This window comes from Streptomyces sp. P5F9 (genome assembly GCF_057961495.1).
This window is the reverse complement of record NZ_JBXVPZ010000199.1, coordinates 1-17,505: the sequence shown is the minus strand read 5'-3', so window position 1 is coordinate 17,505 and position 17,505 is coordinate 1. Positions and strand designations below refer to the sequence as shown.

Sequence of the window (17,505 nt, the reverse complement as noted above, 5' to 3'; positions counted from 1 at the left end):
CACGTGTCGGGGGAGACAGTTCAGGGGCTGCGGCGGGATGCCGTCGGGTTGCGCGAGGTCCTCTTTCAGAGCGTCACGGCGATGGCACCGGCCGCCGCGGTCGCCGCGTCGATCCCGTCGGGCGCGGCCTTCGCGGGCGGAAGTCTGCCGCTGTCGGTGCTGATCGCGCTGGTGGCCTGCCTGTTCACCGCGTCCTGCGTGGCCGAGCTGGCCCGCGAACTGCCCGCCGCCGGCTCGGTGGCCACCTACGCGGCGCAGGGACTGCATCCGGCCGTCGGCTTCCTGGTCGGCTGGGGCTACGTCTTCGTCGAAGCACTGGTCCCACCGCTGCTGCTCCTCCAACTCGGCTTCACCACTGCGGGCACCCTGCATCAGGAGTGGTCCTCGTATCCGGAGAACCTGTGGTGGCCATGGGCGCTCGCGGGCGCCGCGATCATCGCCGCGGCGGGCTGGTTCGGAGTGCGCGCCTCCGCCCTCTTCGGCACGGTCCTCGGGGTCTTCGAGATCCTCGTCTTCCTGGTGTTCGCCGTCTGGCTGATCGGCGAGGCCGGTAGCGCCAACACCCTCTCGGTGTTCGGCACTTCGCACACCGGCAAGGACTACTCGGGGCTCGGCGGAGTCTTCGCCGGCTCGGTCTACACGGTGCTCGCGTTCGCCGGGTTCGAGGCCGCCGCGCCGCTCGCCGAGGAGACACGGGACCCGCGCCGGACGATGCACCGCGCGGTGCTCGGCGCGGCCCTCGGGATCGGCCTGTTCTACGTGCTGACGACCTACGCCATGACGGTGTACTTCGGGCCGGACCGCTTCAGTGGCTTCGGGGCCTCCGGAGCAGCGTCCTGGGAGGGGGTGGCACGCGCGTCGTTCGGACTGTTCTGGGTGCTGGTGTTCCTGGCCGTGGTCAACTCGACGATCGCCAACGCCAACGCGTGCGCCACCGTTTCGACCCGCACCGCCTTCGCCCTGGCCCGCATCCGGGTACTCCCCCGCGTCCTGGCCACACTGCACCCACGCCACCGCTCCCCCGTCGCCGGAATCGCCGTGCAGACCGTCGTCGCGGTGGGCGCCGTACTGGGCCTCGGCCTCGGCTACGACCCGGTGACCGCGTTCCTCCTCCTGGCCACGGTGATCGTCACGGTCGTCATCGGTGTCTACATCGTCGTGAACCTGGCCTGCGCGGGCTATTTCCTGCGCCGCAGGCGCGAGGTGCTCAAGCCGCTGCGACACCTGCTGGTCCCCCTCCTCGGGATCGTCGCCTTCGTCCCCGCCCTGCTCACCGCGGCAGGCATCCCGGCCTTCGACTTCGTGACCGAACTGACCGCTCCCGTGTCCTACGCCGGTCCGGTCGTCGGCATCTGGATGGCGGCCGGGGTCGTGGTCCTGCTCGTTCTCCTACGACGGCACCCCGAGCGAATAGCCGAAACCGCCCGTGTCCATCTCGACGAACCCGCCTCCACCGGTCATCCGCAGAACGGAGCAGTACAGCCATGAACGACCCCCGGATCCTGACGGTGCGGCCCGAACCGGGCGAGTACGCCTGGACGTTCGGCGGCGCCCCGCCCGTGGCCCGCATCGCGCCCGGCACGGTCCTCGACCTCTACACGGAGGACTGCTTCGCCGGACGGGTACGGTCCGAGAAGGACCTGGTGTCCGAGGTGTGCGAGTTCCCGTTCCTCAACCCGCAGACCGGTCCCTTCCATGTGGAGGGCGCGGAGCCGGGCGACACGGTGGCCGTGCACTTCGTGTCGATCGAGCCCGCCCGGGACTGGGCCGCCTCGACCACGGTTCCGCTCTTCGGCGCGCTCACCTCGACACACACCACGGCGACGCTGCAGCCGCCGCTCCCGGAGACCGTCTGGATCTGGCAGTTGGACCGGACCCGGCGTACGGCGTTGTTCCGCGCGCGTGACAGCGACATCGAGGTCGAGCTGCCCCTCGACCCGATGCACGGCACGGTGGGCGTGGCCCCCGCCAACCTGGAGGTGCGTTCGGCGCTGGTGCCGGACGCGCACGGCGGGAACATGGACACGCCCGAGATGCGGGCCGGGGTCACCTGCTACCTCGGCGTGAACGTGGACGGCGCGCTGCTCAGCCTCGGTGACGGGCACGCCCGGCAGGGCGAGGGCGAGACCTGTGGCGTCGCGGTCGAGTGCGCGATGAACACCGTGGTGATCGTGGAGCTGCTCAAGGGGGTCGCCACGCCCTGGCCGCGCATCGAGTCCGACACGCACATCATCTCGACGGGCTCGGCACGTCCGCTGGAGGACGCGTTCCGGATCTCTCAACTCGACCTGGTGCGTTGGCTGGTGCGCGACTACGGGTTCAGCGAACTGGACGCCTACCAATTCGCAACCCAGGCGGTCGAATCGCCGTTGGCCAACGTGTGCGACACCAACTACACCTGCGTGGCGAAGATCCGGAAGGAATGGCTGCCCGCGCGCGAGACGCATCGCGGACTGCACGCGCGGCTGCGTGAGACCGCGGCGGCACTCCAGCACTGAGCCCGCCGCCCACTCCAAAACACCCGGAAAAGCCGGAAAACCCCGAAGACGCCGAAGACCTCTGAAAGGCAACCCGCAGTGGACCGTTCAAGACCGCTTCCGAGCAGGAGGCGCATCCTCAAGGGTGCCGCGCTGGCCGCCGTACCGTACGCGTTATTTCCCTACGCGGAGGCCGGTGCGCAGACCCAGGCCGTCGACTATCCGCCGGCCGAGTGGCAGCCGGCGAGCGCCTCCAACTACACGGCGTCCAACCGCCCCAGCACCTATCCCGTCGACTACGTGATCATCCACGTCACGCAGGAGACGTATCCCAACACTCTGTCCATCTTCCAGAATCCGCAGAAGAAAGTGTCCGCGCACTACCTCGTGCGATCGGCCGACGGCCATGTGGCGCAGTGCGTGCGGGAGGCCGACATCGCCTGGCACGCGGGGAACTGGGACTACAACACGCGCAGTGTCGGTATCGAGCACGAGGGCTGGGTGGATCAACCCCAGTGGTTCACCGACGCGTTGTACGAGCAGTCGGCCAGGCTGACGGCGGCGATCTGCACGAAGTACGGGCTACCCAAGGACCGGGCGCACGTCATCGGGCACTACGAGGTGCCGGGTACGGACCATACCGATCCGGGGCCGAACTGGGACTGGACGCGCTACATAAGGCTGGTCAATTTCGCCTGAGCCGGGGCGGATCAGGCCCGGTTCCGAGCCGGATCCGAGAGCGTCGCGGTTCGTTCGGGTCGTACCTGGTCGAAACGGTTGTCCGGATCCGTCTGCGGAGTGACGATGTCCGCATCCGTTGCGGCGCCGTGTCGCCGTCGTGTCATCGCCGTATCGCCGTTGTGCCGCCGTTGCACCGCCGTCGTATCGACTTCAAGGGAGGCCGAGTTGACCGATCCATGGGTGGCCCTGGAGCCGGGGGCCGACCCTGCCGAGCGGGTGCGGGTGCTGCGCCGGGCGCACGAGACGTTCGCCGTGGCGGGTACGGTGCCGCAGCCGGTGCGGTCGGTTGTGGCCGATTCCTGGCGGCGTTCGGCGCGGGCCGGTGTCGGTACCGAGGGCACAGCGAGCGTGGAGCTGACGGACGGTGACCTGGGTGTCTATCGCGCGGAGCATCCGCTGGCGCGGGTGATGCCGCTGATACGGGAGTTGGTGGGCACGTTCGCCGCGGACGGCGAGCATCTGCTGGCGGTGTGCGACGCGCAGGGCAGGCTGTTGTGGGTCGAGGGTGATCCGGCGACCCGGCGGAAGGCGGGCCGGATGAACTTCGTGCCGGGTGCGCGCTGGGCGGAGAGCGCGGTCGGGACGAACGCACCGGGTACGGCGGTCGCCGTGGACCGGCCGGTGCAGGTGTTCGCGGCCGAGCACTTCATCCGGCGGGTCCAGCCGTGGACATGCGCGGCGGCTCCCGTACACGATCCGCGCACGGGGCGGGTCCTCGGGGCCGTGGACATCACCGGCGGGAACGGGCTGGCGCATCCGCACAGCCTCGGCTTCGTGCAGGCGGTGGCGCGGGCCGCCGAGTCCCAACTGGCGCTGCTCGCTCCGGAACAGACCTCCGTCGGCGTGCCCGAACTCACGGCGCTGGGCCGGGACGAGGCCCAACTGTGCCTCCACGGCCGCAAGATGAGGCTGAGCCGCCGGCACAGCGAGATCCTGGTGCTGCTGGCCCGGCATCCCGAGGGGCTGACCGGCGACGAGTTGCTGTGCGCGCTGTACGAGGACGAGTCGGTGCCGCCGGTGACGTTGCGGGCCGAACTCGCGCGGCTGCGGCGCCTGTTGGGCCCGGGCCTGCTCGCCTCGCGTCCGTACCGGCTCACGTCGCAGGTCGAGTCCGACGTGGCGATCGTCGAGCGGCGGCTGGAAGGGGGCGCGGTCATGGGGGCGGCGACGGCGTACACGGGCCCGTTGCTGCCCGGTTCGCAGGCACCGGCAGTGGTCCGGCTCAGGACCCGGCTCGCGGACGGCCTCCGTACGGCGCTGATCGCCCGCCGCGACCCCGACCTGCTGGCGGACTGGGCGCACGCGCCGTGGGGCGAGGACGACCTCGACGTGTGGCGGGCGCTGGCGGCGATACGGCCGACGGCACCGGTGCGTTCGCGCCTCGTCGCGCTGGAGTCCGAACTGGCGGCACCGGCCTCGTGGTCGCGGCAGGCGGGTCGCTGACGTAACCCGCCCTCGACGCGAGGCGCTCGACGCACAACCTGCCCTCAGCGCGAGGCACTTGACGCCCGGCCCGCCCGCTGGCTTCCGGCACCCGGCACCCGGCACCCGCGCAACGTACATGCAACGTCCTGTTCCCTAGCCTCGCGCCGAGAGCTGCCCAACGGCGGGCAGCGCTGTTCCGGGAGGCAGACCAGGATGACCCGTTACACGGCACCCGGCACCGAGGGCGCGATCGTCTCCTACCAGGCGCGCTACGACCACTTCATCGGCGGCGAGTACGTGCCGCCGGCCCGCGGGCAGTACTTCGAGAACCCGTCACCGGTGAACGGGCAGCCGTTCACGGAGATCGCGCGCGGCACCGCGGAGGACGTGGAGCGGGCGCTGGACGCGGCGCACGCGGCGGCGCCGGGGTGGGGCCGGACGTCGGTGACCGAGCGTTCCGACATCCTGCTCAAGATCGCCGACCGGATGGAGGCGAACCTGGAGCCGCTCGCGGTCGCGGAGAGCTGGGAGAACGGCAAGCCGGTCCGCGAGACCCTCGCCGCCGACATCCCGCTCGCCATCGACCACTTCCGCTACTTCGCGGGGGCGATCCGGGCTCAGGAGGGTTCGCTGGGCGAGGTCGACGACGACACGGTGGCGTACCACTTCCACGAGCCGCTCGGGGTCGTGGCGCAGATCATCCCGTGGAACTTCCCGATCCTGATGGCGACTTGGAAGCTCGCGCCGGCGCTCGCGGCGGGCAACGCGGTCGTCATCAAGCCGGCCGAGCAGACCCCGGCGTCCATCCACTACTGGATGAGCCTGATCGCGGACCTGTTGCCGCCGGGTGTGGTGAACATCGTCAACGGCTTCGGCGTCGAGGCGGGCAAGCCGCTGGCGTCCAGCCCGCGTGTGGCGAAGGTCGCCTTCACCGGCGAGACCACGACGGGGCGGCTGATCATGCAGTACGCCTCGGAGAACATCAAGCCGGTCACGCTGGAACTCGGCGGCAAGTCGCCGAACATCTTCTTCGACGACGTGTCGTCGGCGAACGACGACTTCCTCGACAAGGCGCTCGAAGGCTTCACGATGTTCGCGCTCAACCAGGGCGAGGTGTGCACCTGCCCGTCCCGGGCACTCATCCAGCGCGGCCACTACGCGGACTTCCTCCAAGCGGCCGTCGCCCGCACCGAGTTGATCAAGCCGGGCCACCCGCTCGACACGGACACGATGATCGGCGCGCAGGCGTCCAACGACCAGCTGGAGAAGATTCTCTCCTACCTGGACATCGGCCGGCAGGAGGGCGCGAAGATCCTCACGGGCGGCGAACGCCTCGACTACGACGGTGAGTTGAAGGGCGGTTACTACGTCCAGCCGACGATCTTCGAGGGCGACAACCGGATGCGGATCTTCCAGGAGGAGATCTTCGGGCCGGTGGTCTCGGTGACGTCGTTCGACGACTTCGACGATGCGATCAAGGTCGCCAACGACACCCTGTACGGCCTCGGGGCGGGCGTGTGGACCCGGGACATCAACACGGCGTACCGCGCGGGCCGGGCGATCCAGGCGGGCCGGGTGTGGACGAACTGCTACCACGCGTACCCCGCGCACGCGGCGTTCGGCGGCTACAAGCAGTCCGGCATCGGTCGCGAGAACCACAAGATGATGCTGGACCACTACCAGCAGACCAAGAACCTCTTGGTGTCGTACTCGCCGAAGAAGCTGGGCTTCTTCTAAAGGCAAACGAAAGGGTGCCTGACCTGGGAAAACTCCTGTCAGGCGCCCTTTCGGGCCATCATTCAGACAGCGAGGCGAAATGCCCTTTACTCCGACTTTGCCCCACCGTCATCCCGCCGCTGACCAGGTGGTCCGGGGTATTTCCGGGCCAACTCGCGGATAACCGGCGGAATGGGAACGGGACGAGTGCAGACGATGAACTGCATCTCACCTGGCCATCCCTCCTAGACACCGCCGGTGAGTTCGACGACCCATGCGCCGTCACGGACCTCGCCGTTCGACTCGACGGCCGGTGTCCAGGCCGATGCGGGGATCCGGAGAACGTGCTGGTGGACGGCCTCGGTGACCACCTGCCAACCGAGCAGGACAGCCACCGGCCTCGCCGGGCGAGCCAGGCGATGAGTTCACGCCGGGACACGAGTTCACGCCGGGACGACTCCAACGCGCGTTCACGGTCGCGAGATCCGGCGAGCTTGGCGCTGGTCGCGGCCAACTCCCGGCTCAGGTCCGCCAGTTCGGCGGTGGCCCGACGGCCCGGGGCGCAGAGGTCGCCGCCTTCACCGCGACCGCGGCGACCGCGGACACCGACGGGATGCGCGTGACCTGCTTCGCCACCAGCACCAAGAACACTCCGATCGCCGCGCTGGAACTGCGTCACCGCCAGTACGCCCGCGCCGAAGACCGTATCCGCGCCGCCCGCACCACCAGCCTGCGCACCCTCCCGCTCCATGACATGGCGCAGAACCAGATCTGGCTGGAGATCGTCCAGATCGCCCTGGACCTGCTCGCCTGGATGCCGATGCTCGCCCTGACCGGTAAGCCCTGCCTGTGGGAACTCCGCCGGCTCCGCCTGCGGCTGTTCGCCACCGCCGCCCAGCTGATCACCACCGACCGTCGCCGCATCCTCCGCGTCGCCCACCACTGGCCATGGAGCACTGTGACCACCGAGGCCCTGGGCCAGCTCGAAGCTCTACCCAACCCCGGCTGGCCAGCACGTTCCCTGCCTTGCGAACAGCACCACCCCGCCGGAGCCGTGGAACCCGGCGCCCACCCGACGCGACAGCCGGACCCTCACGCTGCCCACCATCAACCCAACCCGCCGAAACGGCCCGTCAGTTGCGCTGACGGGCCGTCATGAAATGCCCAGGCCGGCGGTCACCTCTCGCTTGTTGCCCACGGTGTTGCTCTGCACCGCGCAGTGCGCTCGCCGTCTTCTCCAGCGGGAGACGGTGGAGTGGAAAACCCGCTTCCTCTCCGGACCTCTCGACGGCTCAGGCGGCCGCCAGCTTCTGGATGCGCGGGTGGTGCTTCAGCGCCCACCGCACGGTCTTCGGCGGGCGTCCGAGCAGGCTTTCCAGCTGGTCGGTGCCTTCACGGTATCCGCCGCCGCCCATCAGCCGGGTCAGGGTCTTCAGGTGCTCCGCGGTGTGCGGGAACGCCGCCAGGGCGGTGTCGACGTAGGTCTCGTTCCAGGTTTCGACGTCCTCGGCGACGTAGACGACCTCGCGACCCAGCACGGCGGCGTAGTCCTGTGCGAACCCGTGCATGTCCTTCAGCTCAGGACCGTTGAGGTCGTAGGACTTCGAGATGTGCGGCGCCGGGTCGGTCAGGATTCGCACGCAGAGTTCCGCCACGTCGTACCCCGCGATGGGCGCGAGCCGATGGTCACCGAAGGGCAGGCGCAGTTCCCCCCTGCTCAACGGCTCCAGCGCGAGCCAGGTCATCAGGGGGTTCTCGACGAACATGGCCCCCCGCACGTTGACGGTCGGGACGCCGGACCACTCCAGCACCTGCTCGGCGACCCAGTGGGCCCGCTGCTGCGGCGACCAGTCGGCGATGAGTCCGCCGAGCCACGCACGCCGTTCTTCCTCCGGCGCGGTCATCCTCTCGAACGTCATGAACGACTGCTCGTACTCGGAGATGTTGACGAACACCTCGATGTCGCCCTGGGCCCGAGCCGCGGCGGCCATCAGGCTGACGGCGTCGGTGTAGTACGGCGACAGGCTCATGCTGAAGTAGATGCGCCGGACGCCCTTCAGCGCGGCGGTCACGTCGGCGATGGTGAGCAGGTCACCGGCGAAGATCTCGGCCCCGGCCTGGCGGAGCGCGTGGGCGCGTTCGTCGTCCTGGCGTACGAACGCGCGCACCGGGTGCCCTTGTTCGAGCAGCATCTCGACCATCGTTCGGCTCACACCACCGACTTCGCCGGCGGCACCGGTGATCAGGATGGGGTTGCGCTCTGGCATCAATGTGTCCTCTGTCCGGTGGGTGAAATCAGCTGTTCAGAAGGCCACGAGGCGGATGCCGCGTGGCGTCATCGGGACGCGGAGCCGTCGATGCGGCTGAGGAAGTCGAGGAGTGCGGCGTTGGCCACGGCAGATCTCGCTCAGCGAGCTGCCCCCGTCCGGGTATGCAACCAGGTGATCATGTCGCGGTCTCCCGCCACACTCAGCGCAGGAACGTCGATCCCGCGACCCTGGAAGGGTGCGAGCAGTTCGTTGTTGCGTTCGATGTTCCGGTACCGGTCGAAGGCCCCGGTGACCGCCCGCTCGCCGTGCAGGACGAAGTCCTCCGCGTACGCCAGGATGCCCCCTCCGTCAGCCAGGCCGGGAGGGTGGGCGACTCCGGCATGGTGTCCAGGAGGCGGCGCAAGGAGTCCTGGATGTCGCTGGCGAACTCCACGTCGGCGACTCCCTCCTGCTGGAAGCAGACCTGGTAGACGCCCTCGCCGTACTCGGTGCGGGTGATCGAGGGCGGCACCATGCCGCCGGGCGGAACGGGCGGAATATTGAGCCCGGCCACCGCACAGAACCTTGTCCGGGCGCAGCATGGCCGTTGTCCAGGCAACGGGTGCGTCCCAGTCGTGGCCGACTACGACCGCCTGCTCCTCCCCGAGTTCCTCGATCAGGGTGATCACGTCACCGACGAGGTGGAGCAGGTTGTACGACGTGACGTCCGGTGGCTGCTCGCTACGGGCGCACCGCGCTGGTCGGGATCGGCGACCCGGCACCCGGCCGCCCCAGGGGCCCCGAACCGGTGACGCCAGGAGTACCAGCTCTCCGGCCGGTCGTGCAGCGGCAGGACCGGCGGCCCTGCCCCTGTCCGGTGATGCGCAGCCGGAACCCGCTCACATCGACGAAGCGGTGGGTGGGCAAGTTGTCCACACGGGCTCCCTGGAAACCGCGGGTGGTGTCACTTCTTCAGCTGGGCATACATGGCTTCCAGGTCGGAGGACAGCTGGGACTTGACCCAGCGGGTGGTGTCGTCGGCGAGCACCTCGTGCGCTCCCGCCTCGATGCCGTCGAGCGCGGCCACGGCGATGTCGCGGGGGTCGGCCTTGGGTGCGTCGACGCCCGAGGTCATGTCGGTGTCCACGTAGGCCATGTGGAGCCCGGTCACCGCGATGCCGCGCGGCTGCAGCTCCAGGCGCAGGGAGTTGGTCTGCGACCACAGGGCGGCCTTGGAGGCGCCGTAGGGCGTGCCGTCGGCCAGCCAGGACAGGGCGGAGTGGGCGTTGAGGATGTGGCCCCCGCCGTTGCGCTCGATGATCGGCACGAAGGCCCGGGTGACCAGCAGCGGCCCGTAGAAGTTGGTCTCCAGATCCCGGCGTACGTCCTCCATCGGGGAGTTGAGGTACGAAGCGCGGACGGACGCACCGGCGTTGTTGATCAGGATGGTGACGTCCTGGGCCTGCTCGGCCGCCGCTGCCACGGATGCCGGGTCAGTGGCCTCAAGCGCCAGCGGAACGGCATCGGGGTGGGTCACCGTGCGCGGGTCACGGGCCGTGGCGTAGACCTTGCCGGCCCCGCGGGCATAGAGCTCCTCGACCAGCATCTTGCCGATGCCCCGGCTGCCTCCGGTGACGAGGACGTTGGCGCCCTTGATTGCCGTCATGATTACCTCCACGAAGTGAAAACCGATCGGTTTCCCCCACCGTAAACCGATCGGTTTCGTCATGCAAGTCGGGTTGAGCACCGGATGACGCCTGCATGCCGAGTCGATGTGTCGTCGGGCGGACTTCAGCGGAGTGACGCGAGGAGTGGCGTGCCGTACGGCTCGGTGTCGGCGGCGCAAGGACCGCTCAAGTACGGCGGGCAGGCCGGCGAGGCGCGCGACGAGAGACCCAGCCCGCGCGGACCGAGCGCGGCCCCGTACAGGCGGGTCACGCACCCTGCATGAGCTGGAGTCCATTTAGCAGTGTCACGGGATGATCCGGCTCCTTGCGTCGCCTCCGTCACCGACGCGACGCCTCGCCGGGCGCTGAGCGCCTCGCCGCCCAACACGAAGGAGACCCGGTCGCCGGTGCGTTGGGAGGGAACGGATGAGGCCGGGGGTGACGATCAATCCCATGACTGTGGCGGCTCGACGGACGCGGTGCTTCTTATGGGACCGGAACCACTGGCAGGACGATGCAGGACGGCCGGGCGGGGTCATGGACGACCTGCTGCCGCGCCACTCGGGCCGTGGTCCCGCCCTCCTCAGGCTCGCCCGTGTTGAGGTTGCGGTCCCTACGGGGGAAGTTACTGGAGGTGACCTGGCCCCGTATCCGGCGGCGCGCCCGGAAGACGATGCCGGTCGACCACAGGTCCACGACGCGCTCGGCCACCTCGCCCGGTGTCGCCGCGCGCATCCGGACGATGCCGTCGGCCACTTTGCGGGAGACGCCGTTTTCGTCGACGTCGCACAGGCGCGCCACCCGGTCGGTCGAGGACCCGTCCGTGGCGGCGAAGAGCACCGCCCGGACCCGGCCGGTCACTTCGACGTCCCCGGTGAGCGGTTCGGCGGTGAAGACCGCCGGCTCAGCAGAACCGGCCACGGCCCCGTACCGCCGGGCTGCTGGACATCCGCCCGCAGCACCGTGCCGTCACCCATCTCCGCCGGAACGTCGAACTCGACCTGGATCTCCGTCCTGAGCCGCCCCAATGCGTCGTTTGTCCTGCGGGGTGTGTGAGTGCGGGCAGGCGTCAGCCGGCCAGTTGGTTCATCTTGCGGATCTGCCGGTCGAAGGCCCAGGCGGGAACGAAACGGAGCAGGCGTGCCCGTCCGGCCGTGGGGCCGGCGGCGTAGCGCAGTTTCGGCTTCGCGTCGGTGGCTGCCGCGACGACCGCCCGGGCGACCACGGCGGGGTCGTCGCCGTCCCTGATCGCCTCTGCCATCACGCGGTCGACGGTCCGCCGCTGCCTCTCGTAGGCATGCAGGGGCGTGTTGGGCCGCGCGCTGTTGGTCTCGAATCCGGTGTTGGTGTAGGCGGGTTCGACGAGAAGCGCCCTGATGCCGTGGTCACGGACCTCGTGGTCCAGGGACTCGGTGTAGCCCTCGACCGCATGCTTGGAGGCGGCATAGACGGCCATGTAGGGCTGGGGCACGAATCCGACCACGGAGGAGAGGTTGATGATGCGCCCGCGCCCCTGGCCGCGCATGTACGGCAGGACCTCGTTCACCATGCGCATGACCCCGAAGACGTTGGTGTCGAAGACGCCCTGGGCCTGTTCGAGGGAGGTTTCCTCGGCCGCACCCAGTGAGCCGATTCCGGCGTTGTTGACCAGGACGTCGATCCGCCCGAACCGCTCGCTCACCTCCTGGACCGCTGTGGCGACCGAGGCGTCACTGGCCACGTCGAGGTCGAGGAACGTCACACCGTCGAGCGGGGCGACGCGCGAGGTGTCGCGGCCGGTGCCGATCACGGTGAATCCGGCTGCGACCAGGGCGAGCGCGGTTTCCTTCCCGATGCCGGATGACGCACCCGTCACGAGTGCCACCGGCCGGTTCGTCGTCATCATGGATTCCTGACTCACTAGAAACTGATCAGTTTCATTCACAGTAAACCGATCGGTTTCCATGCGCAAGCTCAAACGCCAACCCGATCCTGGCCGTGCCACCGCCTGCACGCCGAGGCCGATCGGGCCGCGCGGCGGCTGCGGCCTCTCGCCCAAGACGGGGCGGAGTGCCGCTTGTGACGTTCGGCAGACGGGAGCCCGTCTCATGGCGGTCGGCCGTCACACGGGCCCTGCGGACCTTGCGCCCGGTCAGGCGCCTTGCCGGCTGACGCGAACCGACCGGCGCCTGCCACAATGGCGGCATGGCCAGGGTCAGTGCGCAAGAGAGACGCGAAAGCGTCGTCCGCGCAGCGATCTCCGAGTTCGCACTCAAGGGCTACTACGGGACCTCCACCGAGGCGATCGCCAAACGCGTCGGCGTCACGCAGCCGTACCTCTTCCGGCTCTTCCCGGGCAAGAAGGCGATCTTCGTCGCCGCGCTGGTGCGGAGCATGGAAGACACCCGCCTGGCTTTCGAGCGGGCGGCCGACGGGGCGGAGGGCGGTGAGCAGACCCGGCGTGCCATGACGGACGCGTACGCGCGGCTGATCTCGGCGCGCCCCGAAACGCTCCTGATGCAGATGCAGGGATACGCCGTCGTCGCGGCCGTCGAGGCGGAGGGCGACGACCAGACGGGCGAGCTCGTCCGGGCCGGCTGGATGCGACTATGGGAAACCGTGCACCTGTCGCTGGGTGCCGACGCCCACGAGACCACAAGCTTCCTTGCCTGCGGCATGCTCGGCAACACGCTTACGGCCATCGGGCTTTCCTCCGATCACCGGAAGGCGGGGGCGTGAGGCCGTGGGCGCCGCTCCGGCTGCCGGAGACTGACATCAACCCCAGCAGAGAGCCTCGGTTGCCGAGCCTGGTCGAACCCGGAGCGCGTCAGCGCATGTCCGCCGCGTCGAGCAGGGTGACCACGGTGGGTGCGACGAGTCCGGTCAGGCTGTCGGCCCGGATTCCCGCTCGGGCGCTGGCGCCGTCGAAGACCAGGATGAGCTGCCGGGCCAGCAGGTCGGGGTTGCTCGCCCCGCCCTGTTCGGCCTCGGAACGGAAAAAGGCCGTCAGGTTCGCTTTGATCTGGTGGGCTACCTGGCTCGCGGGGTGGGTCTGGTCCTTGAGCTCGATCTGCACAGCCAGGTACCGGCAGCCCTGGAAGTCGGGCGCACCTGCCTGCGACTCCACCCGCTCGAAGACGTACAGGATCCGCTCGCGGGGGGAACGGCCGTCATCCGCCGGGGGCAGGAGGCTAGCCGCGAAGGCGGCGGCACGCTCCTTCAAGCTCGCCGCCAGCAGTTCGTCCTTGCTCTCGAACAGCTGGTACATGGAGCGCTTCGACACCCCCGCGGCCTTGCACAGCGCCTCGACGCCGATGCCGACGCCGTCGCGGTAGGTGAGCGTGGCCGCTGCCTCCAGCAGCCGCTCCCGGGGGCTTTGCTTCACTTTGGTGGTCATACCGCGAGGTTAACTCGAATCGGACGAAAAAGAAACCGATCGGTTTCCACGGGGTGTCGGGGAGACGCCCACGCCGCGCGGCCGCCTGAAGGCCGCTCAGAGGCTCGGCGACGATCTCGGGGGAAAGACCGTCGCCGAGCCCTGACGGTGCACGCGCCTCTCGTCCCCGCAGGGGGCGCCGTGCACCGGGGCCACTCCGAGTAGTGGCCCCGTCCTGGGTGAGCCGCCTTCCGCCTACGCCGGGGCAGCGGACTTCTCGGGCTCCGTCCCGGCGGGGATGCGGTGCAGCCCCTTGCGGTCGTACCAGCCCGTCACGCCGAAGCCGAAGAGGGCGGCTGCCGCGAGGCCGACGGCCATCATGACCCAGCCCCGGGTCAGGCCGGCGTCGGCCTGGGCGTCGTAATAGAGGATCGAGCGGATGCCGCCGGTGATCTGCCGCAGCGGTTCGAACTCCGCCAGGAAGCGATAGAAGCCGGGCAGCGCCTGAAGCGGTGTGGTGGCGTTGGCCGTCGGCACCGCCATCCCGATGAAGACCAGCGTGACCACCAGCATGCCGGGCGTGCCGAAGACGGCGAGCAGGGTCAGCGCACCGATCCCGGAGACCGCGATGGCGCACACCGAGTAGAGCCACAGCAGGGGCAGATGGGCGGCGTGCATTCCCATGAGGCCGACCGCGCCCGCCATGACCAGGCTCCCCATCAGCAGGGACAGCCCGGCCATGAGAGTGCTGCTGACGGCGAGGGTCTGCACCCGGGTCGCCCGGATCAGCGGGCGGTGCAGGCGCAGCGGGCCCATGTCGTTGTGGGTGTAGCCGAGGGCGTGGTCCACCTGGCCGCTGATGACGTTGGCGGAGAGCATGCCGCAGACCACGAGGACGAGCGCGTAATAAAACGCCGTCAGGCCCAGGCCGCTGTGCGAGTCGAGGGGATGGCCATCCTCGACGGTGACGGCCGCCGGGTCGGCCAGCAGGACGCGCGCCGCGGCCGGCAGCTTCGCCTGCCCGGTCCCGATCTGGGATGTGAGCTCCTTGCCCACCTGGAGCGAGGCACCTTCGGCCGCCGACGTTGTCGCCGTCCGGGCCAGGCTGGAGCCCACGCTGCCGGCGGACTGGTTGGTCAGCACCGTCAGCGTCGGGCGGGCCGGGGTCCCGGTGGTCGCGGTGCCGGTCAGCGCGGTCGTGGCGGAGGTGAAGTCGGCGGGGACGACGAGCGCACCGTACAGCTTGCCCTTGCCGAGTTCCTCCTCCATCTCCTTCTCGTCCATCACCTTCCAGTCGATCTTGTCCCCGCTCACGGTGGACTTCTTGATCGACTCGGTGATCCCGGCCCCGAGGTTGACCTGCTTGCCACCGACAGCGGCCCCCTTGTCGGCGTTGACCAGACCGACGGGCAGATTCCTCATGTGATCGACGGGATCGATGTTGGCCCCGACGTAGAACACGGTGAACAGCAGCGCGAGAACGCCCGTGATGACGCCATTGGCGATCCACAGGGGTTTGGCACGCAGGACGCGGAACGGGTGAATCCCACTCATGACTTACTCCGGTCTCGGACAACACGCTCATATCCGGAGAGGGGCGGACAGCTTCATTGCGGTCCGGCGACCCTCGGCAGGCTCAATCTCGGCACACACGGCCGTCGACGCGGAACCGGAGATGCGGCACCCCGCCGGGACTCCGACCGATGAAACCGGTCGGTTTCAGGGCCATCGTAAACCGATCAGTTTACAAATTCCAAGTCGAGGCGCCGGCCCCTGTCCCAGCAGTCGCCGCAACCGGCTCCCTATGACCTGCCGGCTCCAGATGACCGCCTCGATCTGCCTGGGCCCGGATGAAGCCGATGCCGTGCTCTATCCGCTCGATCGACACCGGCTCCCTGCGGAGCTGGAAGTTCACGGCCAGGTCTCCGGTCGCGGGCCTGTGTGATGTCGTGACCGATCCTGCCGATCGAAGCCGACAGCAAGGCGATCGTGACGCGCAGACAACTCACCGACAAGCAGGAGCAGTTGACCGACCCGTTCCTGCCTATGGGCAAGCTCGGTCCGTACCCTGAGCGGCTGCGCGAGCAGTTCGAGGGGATGATCCGGCGGTTCCGCACCGGCAGCCGGTGGGCGGGAAATGCCAGGCCGGTTCGGCCCGTGGCCGACGGTCCACCGGGACCGGGAGGCGGGGACTGGAAGTTGAGCGGCGGCCACCGCGCAAGCGCCTGCCCCGGCTCAGAAGGGTGTGCGCGTTCGCGCCAGCTCGGCTGTTACAGCGTCGGCTACCGCATCCCTCACCTGCGCCTCCGTGGGCGTGGGCCGGCCGAGTTCGGCGGCGAGTTGGGCCAGCGAGGTCATCCGGACACCGGGCAGGGCGCAGGCCGTGAACGCGGTGTAGACGTCGAGGTCCGGGTCTATGTTGAGCGCGAATCCGTGGCTGGTGACGTCGCCGCTGATGCGCATGCCGATGGAGGCGATTTTGCGGTGGCCGGGGGTCCACACGCCGACCAGGCTCTCGGCGCCTCGGGGTGTGTCCCTGCGTATCGCCTCGAACCCGAGTGATCCCAGCGCACGGATCAGGGCGTGTTCGATCCGGCGTATCAAGCCGCGCGGTCCCAGCTCGCGCACGTTCAGCACGAGATACCCGATCAGCTGCCCTGGCCCGTGATAGGTGGCGTGCCCTCCCCGGTCGACTTCGACCAGGCTGATCGGCGAAGCCGGTTCCGGCAGTTGGTCGGCCGGTGTCCGCGCCGTGTAGGTGATCACGGGTGGGTGGGTGAGTAGAAACAACCGATCCCCAGTACGCCCCTGCTTCCGCTCGGCCACCCAGCCGGCCATGTCGGCCTGCGCCGCCTCATACGGCACCTCACCCAGATCGACGCGCTCCATCTCCCCTGGCTCCCTTGCCTCTCCCGTGTCTTCGAGGCGACGTCGCCTCGAACTGCGCCTGCGAACTCCTGGTCCGGTGTCGCCGATGAACAAACTGCGCGTCGTGGGGGCTCGGCATGCCGTCAGGTCAGGTGTCGTCACCCATGACCACGACCGACCACAGCCGCCTGGTGCCGGCTTCAGCGTGGCGTTCCGTACCCGTGGATTCCCGGGATGGCGAGTTGTCCACCCGTCTGTCCGGCCTGGTCGATGTCGGCGTCGTGCAGGCCGAGTTGGAGCTTGAGGTCAAGCTTCCCGACCGTGTCGTAGAGCCACTCCGGCACCGTGTCGGGGGTGAGGCGCAGGCGGAGGACGGGCGGTACGGGAACGCCTTCGACGCCGGAGAGGGTGCCCGTCAGGCTTTCGACGTACATGGTGATGCCGTCGCCTCGCAGCGTGGATGTCGAGCCGGGCGCCCCGTCGATGTGCTGGATCTGCGGGCCGACAGGTACGGCCATCTTCAGGTCACGGATCGTGACGCTCCCCGCGGAGAACTTGAGCACCCGCTTGGGCCCGGCGGCCGTGTCCACGGTCACCACGCCGCCGAAGACGAGGTCGTGCAGTTCGAGGCGGCTTCCCTTCATGTTCCATGCCTCGGCGGCAAATCGGCCGGCCTCCCTTTCCTCGGGGGCTTTGAGATCACTGATGTCGCAGGTTCGGGAGGTTCCCCCGGTGGAGTCCGGTCGGGGCGACGGCTCGACGGTCCGGTGGCTGGGAGGAGGTGACACAGGCGTGGTGGACAGCCGGGGTTCGGGCGGTGCTCCGGACTCCGGCCTCGAAGTGGCCGAGCTTGGTGAAGGGCTCGCGGGGAGTGGGGGGCTCGCGTCGGGTGACGGGCTTTGCTGCTCGGCGTCGTCGCGGAAGAGGGGATCGAGGATGTCCGCGAGGCTCGTTGCGGCGGAGGTTGTGCTGGGCGAGGGGGTGGGAGTGGCGGTCGGTACTGGGGC

At 69.2% G+C, this 17,505-nt stretch carries 17 protein-coding genes and 3 pseudogenes; 10 read left to right on the top strand and 10 right to left on the bottom strand.

Annotation, left to right across the window (positions count from 1 at the left end; all coding sequences use genetic code 11):
- The 5 genes from AC31A1_RS28020 to exaC all read left to right on the top strand — a co-directional run.
- Positions 1-1,488 (top strand): APC family permease (locus AC31A1_RS28020; protein WP_489655985.1); only part of this gene is annotated, 1,488 nt, incomplete at its 5' end.
- Positions 1,485-2,498: an acetamidase/formamidase family protein gene (locus AC31A1_RS28015; RefSeq protein WP_489655984.1), complete on the top strand. Its 1,014-nt coding sequence runs from the start codon at positions 1,485-1,487 to the stop codon at positions 2,496-2,498. The genes AC31A1_RS28020 and AC31A1_RS28015, both read left to right, overlap by 4 nt.
- Before the next feature lie 78 nt (positions 2,499-2,576).
- On the top strand, positions 2,577-3,176 hold the full coding sequence (locus AC31A1_RS28010; protein ID WP_489655983.1) for an N-acetylmuramoyl-L-alanine amidase: 600 nt from the start codon (positions 2,577-2,579) through the stop codon (positions 3,174-3,176).
- A gap of 207 nt (positions 3,177-3,383) precedes the next feature.
- The gene (locus tag AC31A1_RS28005; RefSeq protein ID WP_489655982.1) at positions 3,384-4,661 is read left to right on the top strand and encodes a GAF domain-containing protein; all 1,278 of its coding nucleotides are present in this window, start codon (positions 3,384-3,386) and stop codon (positions 4,659-4,661) included.
- 195 nt (positions 4,662-4,856) lie between these two features.
- A complete protein-coding gene (exaC, locus tag AC31A1_RS28000) occupies positions 4,857-6,380 on the top strand; it encodes an acetaldehyde dehydrogenase ExaC (protein ID WP_327405764.1) in 1,524 nt (507 codons plus the stop codon).
- A 233-nt stretch (positions 6,381-6,613) separates the two neighbouring features.
- On the opposite strand, the pseudogene AC31A1_RS27995 reads toward exaC, so the two are convergent.
- Positions 6,614-6,777 (bottom strand): annotated as a pseudogene (locus AC31A1_RS27995) (IS1380 family transposase); the annotation flags it as partial.
- A gap of 183 nt (positions 6,778-6,960) precedes the next feature.
- Here AC31A1_RS27995 and AC31A1_RS27990 point away from each other — a divergent pair.
- Positions 6,961-7,365, top strand: a pseudogene (locus AC31A1_RS27990) (transposase); the annotation flags it as partial.
- A 286-nt stretch (positions 7,366-7,651) separates the two neighbouring features.
- On the opposite strand, the gene AC31A1_RS27985 reads toward AC31A1_RS27990, so the two are convergent.
- Together AC31A1_RS27985 and AC31A1_RS27980 are read right to left on the bottom strand one after the other, a co-directional pair.
- Positions 7,652-8,626 carry an NmrA family NAD(P)-binding protein gene (locus tag AC31A1_RS27985; protein WP_489655981.1) on the bottom strand — a complete coding sequence of 325 codons (975 nt, stop codon included), beginning with the start codon at positions 8,624-8,626 and terminating at the stop codon, positions 7,652-7,654.
- A 202-nt stretch (positions 8,627-8,828) separates the two neighbouring features.
- Complete coding sequence (locus tag AC31A1_RS27980) at positions 8,829-9,182, bottom strand: hypothetical protein (protein ID WP_489655980.1); 354 nt, start codon at positions 9,180-9,182, stop codon at positions 8,829-8,831.
- 61 nt (positions 9,183-9,243) lie between these two features.
- Between AC31A1_RS27980 and AC31A1_RS27975 the strand changes: the two genes are divergently transcribed.
- Positions 9,244-9,420, top strand: a complete 177-nt coding sequence (locus AC31A1_RS27975) for a hypothetical protein (RefSeq protein WP_489655979.1) — start codon at positions 9,244-9,246, stop codon at positions 9,418-9,420.
- Between the two features lie 152 nt (positions 9,421-9,572).
- Here the strand turns inward: AC31A1_RS27975 and AC31A1_RS27970 are convergent, their stop codons facing one another.
- The 3 genes from AC31A1_RS27970 to AC31A1_RS27960 all read right to left on the bottom strand — a co-directional run bounded on the left by AC31A1_RS27970 (position 9,573) and on the right by AC31A1_RS27960 (position 12,157).
- Positions 9,573-10,274, bottom strand: coding sequence for an SDR family oxidoreductase (locus AC31A1_RS27970; RefSeq protein ID WP_489655978.1), 702 nt, complete (start codon positions 10,272-10,274; stop codon positions 9,573-9,575).
- Positions 10,275-10,761: 487 nt separating this feature from the next.
- Positions 10,762-11,196 carry a CocE/NonD family hydrolase gene (locus tag AC31A1_RS27965; RefSeq protein ID WP_489655977.1) on the bottom strand — a complete coding sequence of 145 codons (435 nt, stop codon included), beginning with the start codon at positions 11,194-11,196 and terminating at the stop codon, positions 10,762-10,764.
- Positions 11,197-11,344: 148 nt separating this feature from the next.
- Positions 11,345-12,157 (bottom strand): oxidoreductase, encoded by an 813-nt coding sequence (locus AC31A1_RS27960; protein WP_489655976.1) that lies wholly within the window; start codon positions 12,155-12,157, stop codon positions 11,345-11,347.
- A 302-nt stretch (positions 12,158-12,459) separates the two neighbouring features.
- On the opposite strand from AC31A1_RS27960, the gene AC31A1_RS27955 reads away from it, so the two are divergent.
- Positions 12,460-12,993: a TetR/AcrR family transcriptional regulator gene (locus AC31A1_RS27955; RefSeq protein WP_489655975.1), complete on the top strand. Its 534-nt coding sequence runs from the start codon at positions 12,460-12,462 to the stop codon at positions 12,991-12,993.
- A gap of 88 nt (positions 12,994-13,081) precedes the next feature.
- Here the strand turns inward: AC31A1_RS27955 and AC31A1_RS27950 are convergent, their stop codons facing one another.
- Together AC31A1_RS27950 and AC31A1_RS27945 are read right to left on the bottom strand one after the other, a co-directional pair.
- Entirely contained in the window at positions 13,082-13,651 is a 570-nt protein-coding gene (locus AC31A1_RS27950) for a TetR/AcrR family transcriptional regulator (RefSeq protein WP_489655974.1), read from the bottom strand.
- A gap of 234 nt (positions 13,652-13,885) precedes the next feature.
- A complete protein-coding gene (locus AC31A1_RS27945; RefSeq protein WP_489655973.1) occupies positions 13,886-15,184 on the bottom strand; it encodes an SNG1 family protein in 1,299 nt (432 codons plus the stop codon).
- A 435-nt stretch (positions 15,185-15,619) separates the two neighbouring features.
- On the opposite strand from AC31A1_RS27945, the pseudogene AC31A1_RS27940 reads away from it, so the two are divergent.
- Positions 15,620-15,803 (top strand): annotated as a pseudogene (locus AC31A1_RS27940) (transposase); the annotation flags it as partial.
- Between the two features lie 62 nt (positions 15,804-15,865).
- Here AC31A1_RS27940 and lipB read toward each other — a convergent pair.
- Positions 15,866-16,519: a lipoyl(octanoyl) transferase LipB gene (gene lipB, locus AC31A1_RS27935; RefSeq protein WP_489655972.1), complete on the bottom strand. Its 654-nt coding sequence runs from the start codon at positions 16,517-16,519 to the stop codon at positions 15,866-15,868.
- Positions 16,520-16,698: 179 nt separating this feature from the next.
- Complete coding sequence (locus AC31A1_RS27930) at positions 16,699-17,142, bottom strand: hypothetical protein (protein ID WP_489655971.1); 444 nt, start codon at positions 17,140-17,142, stop codon at positions 16,699-16,701.
- A 148-nt stretch (positions 17,143-17,290) separates the two neighbouring features.
- Here AC31A1_RS27930 and AC31A1_RS27925 point away from each other — a divergent pair.
- Positions 17,291-17,505, top strand: a 215-nt coding sequence (locus AC31A1_RS27925) for a hypothetical protein (RefSeq protein WP_489655970.1), incomplete at its 3' end; no start/stop codon positions are given.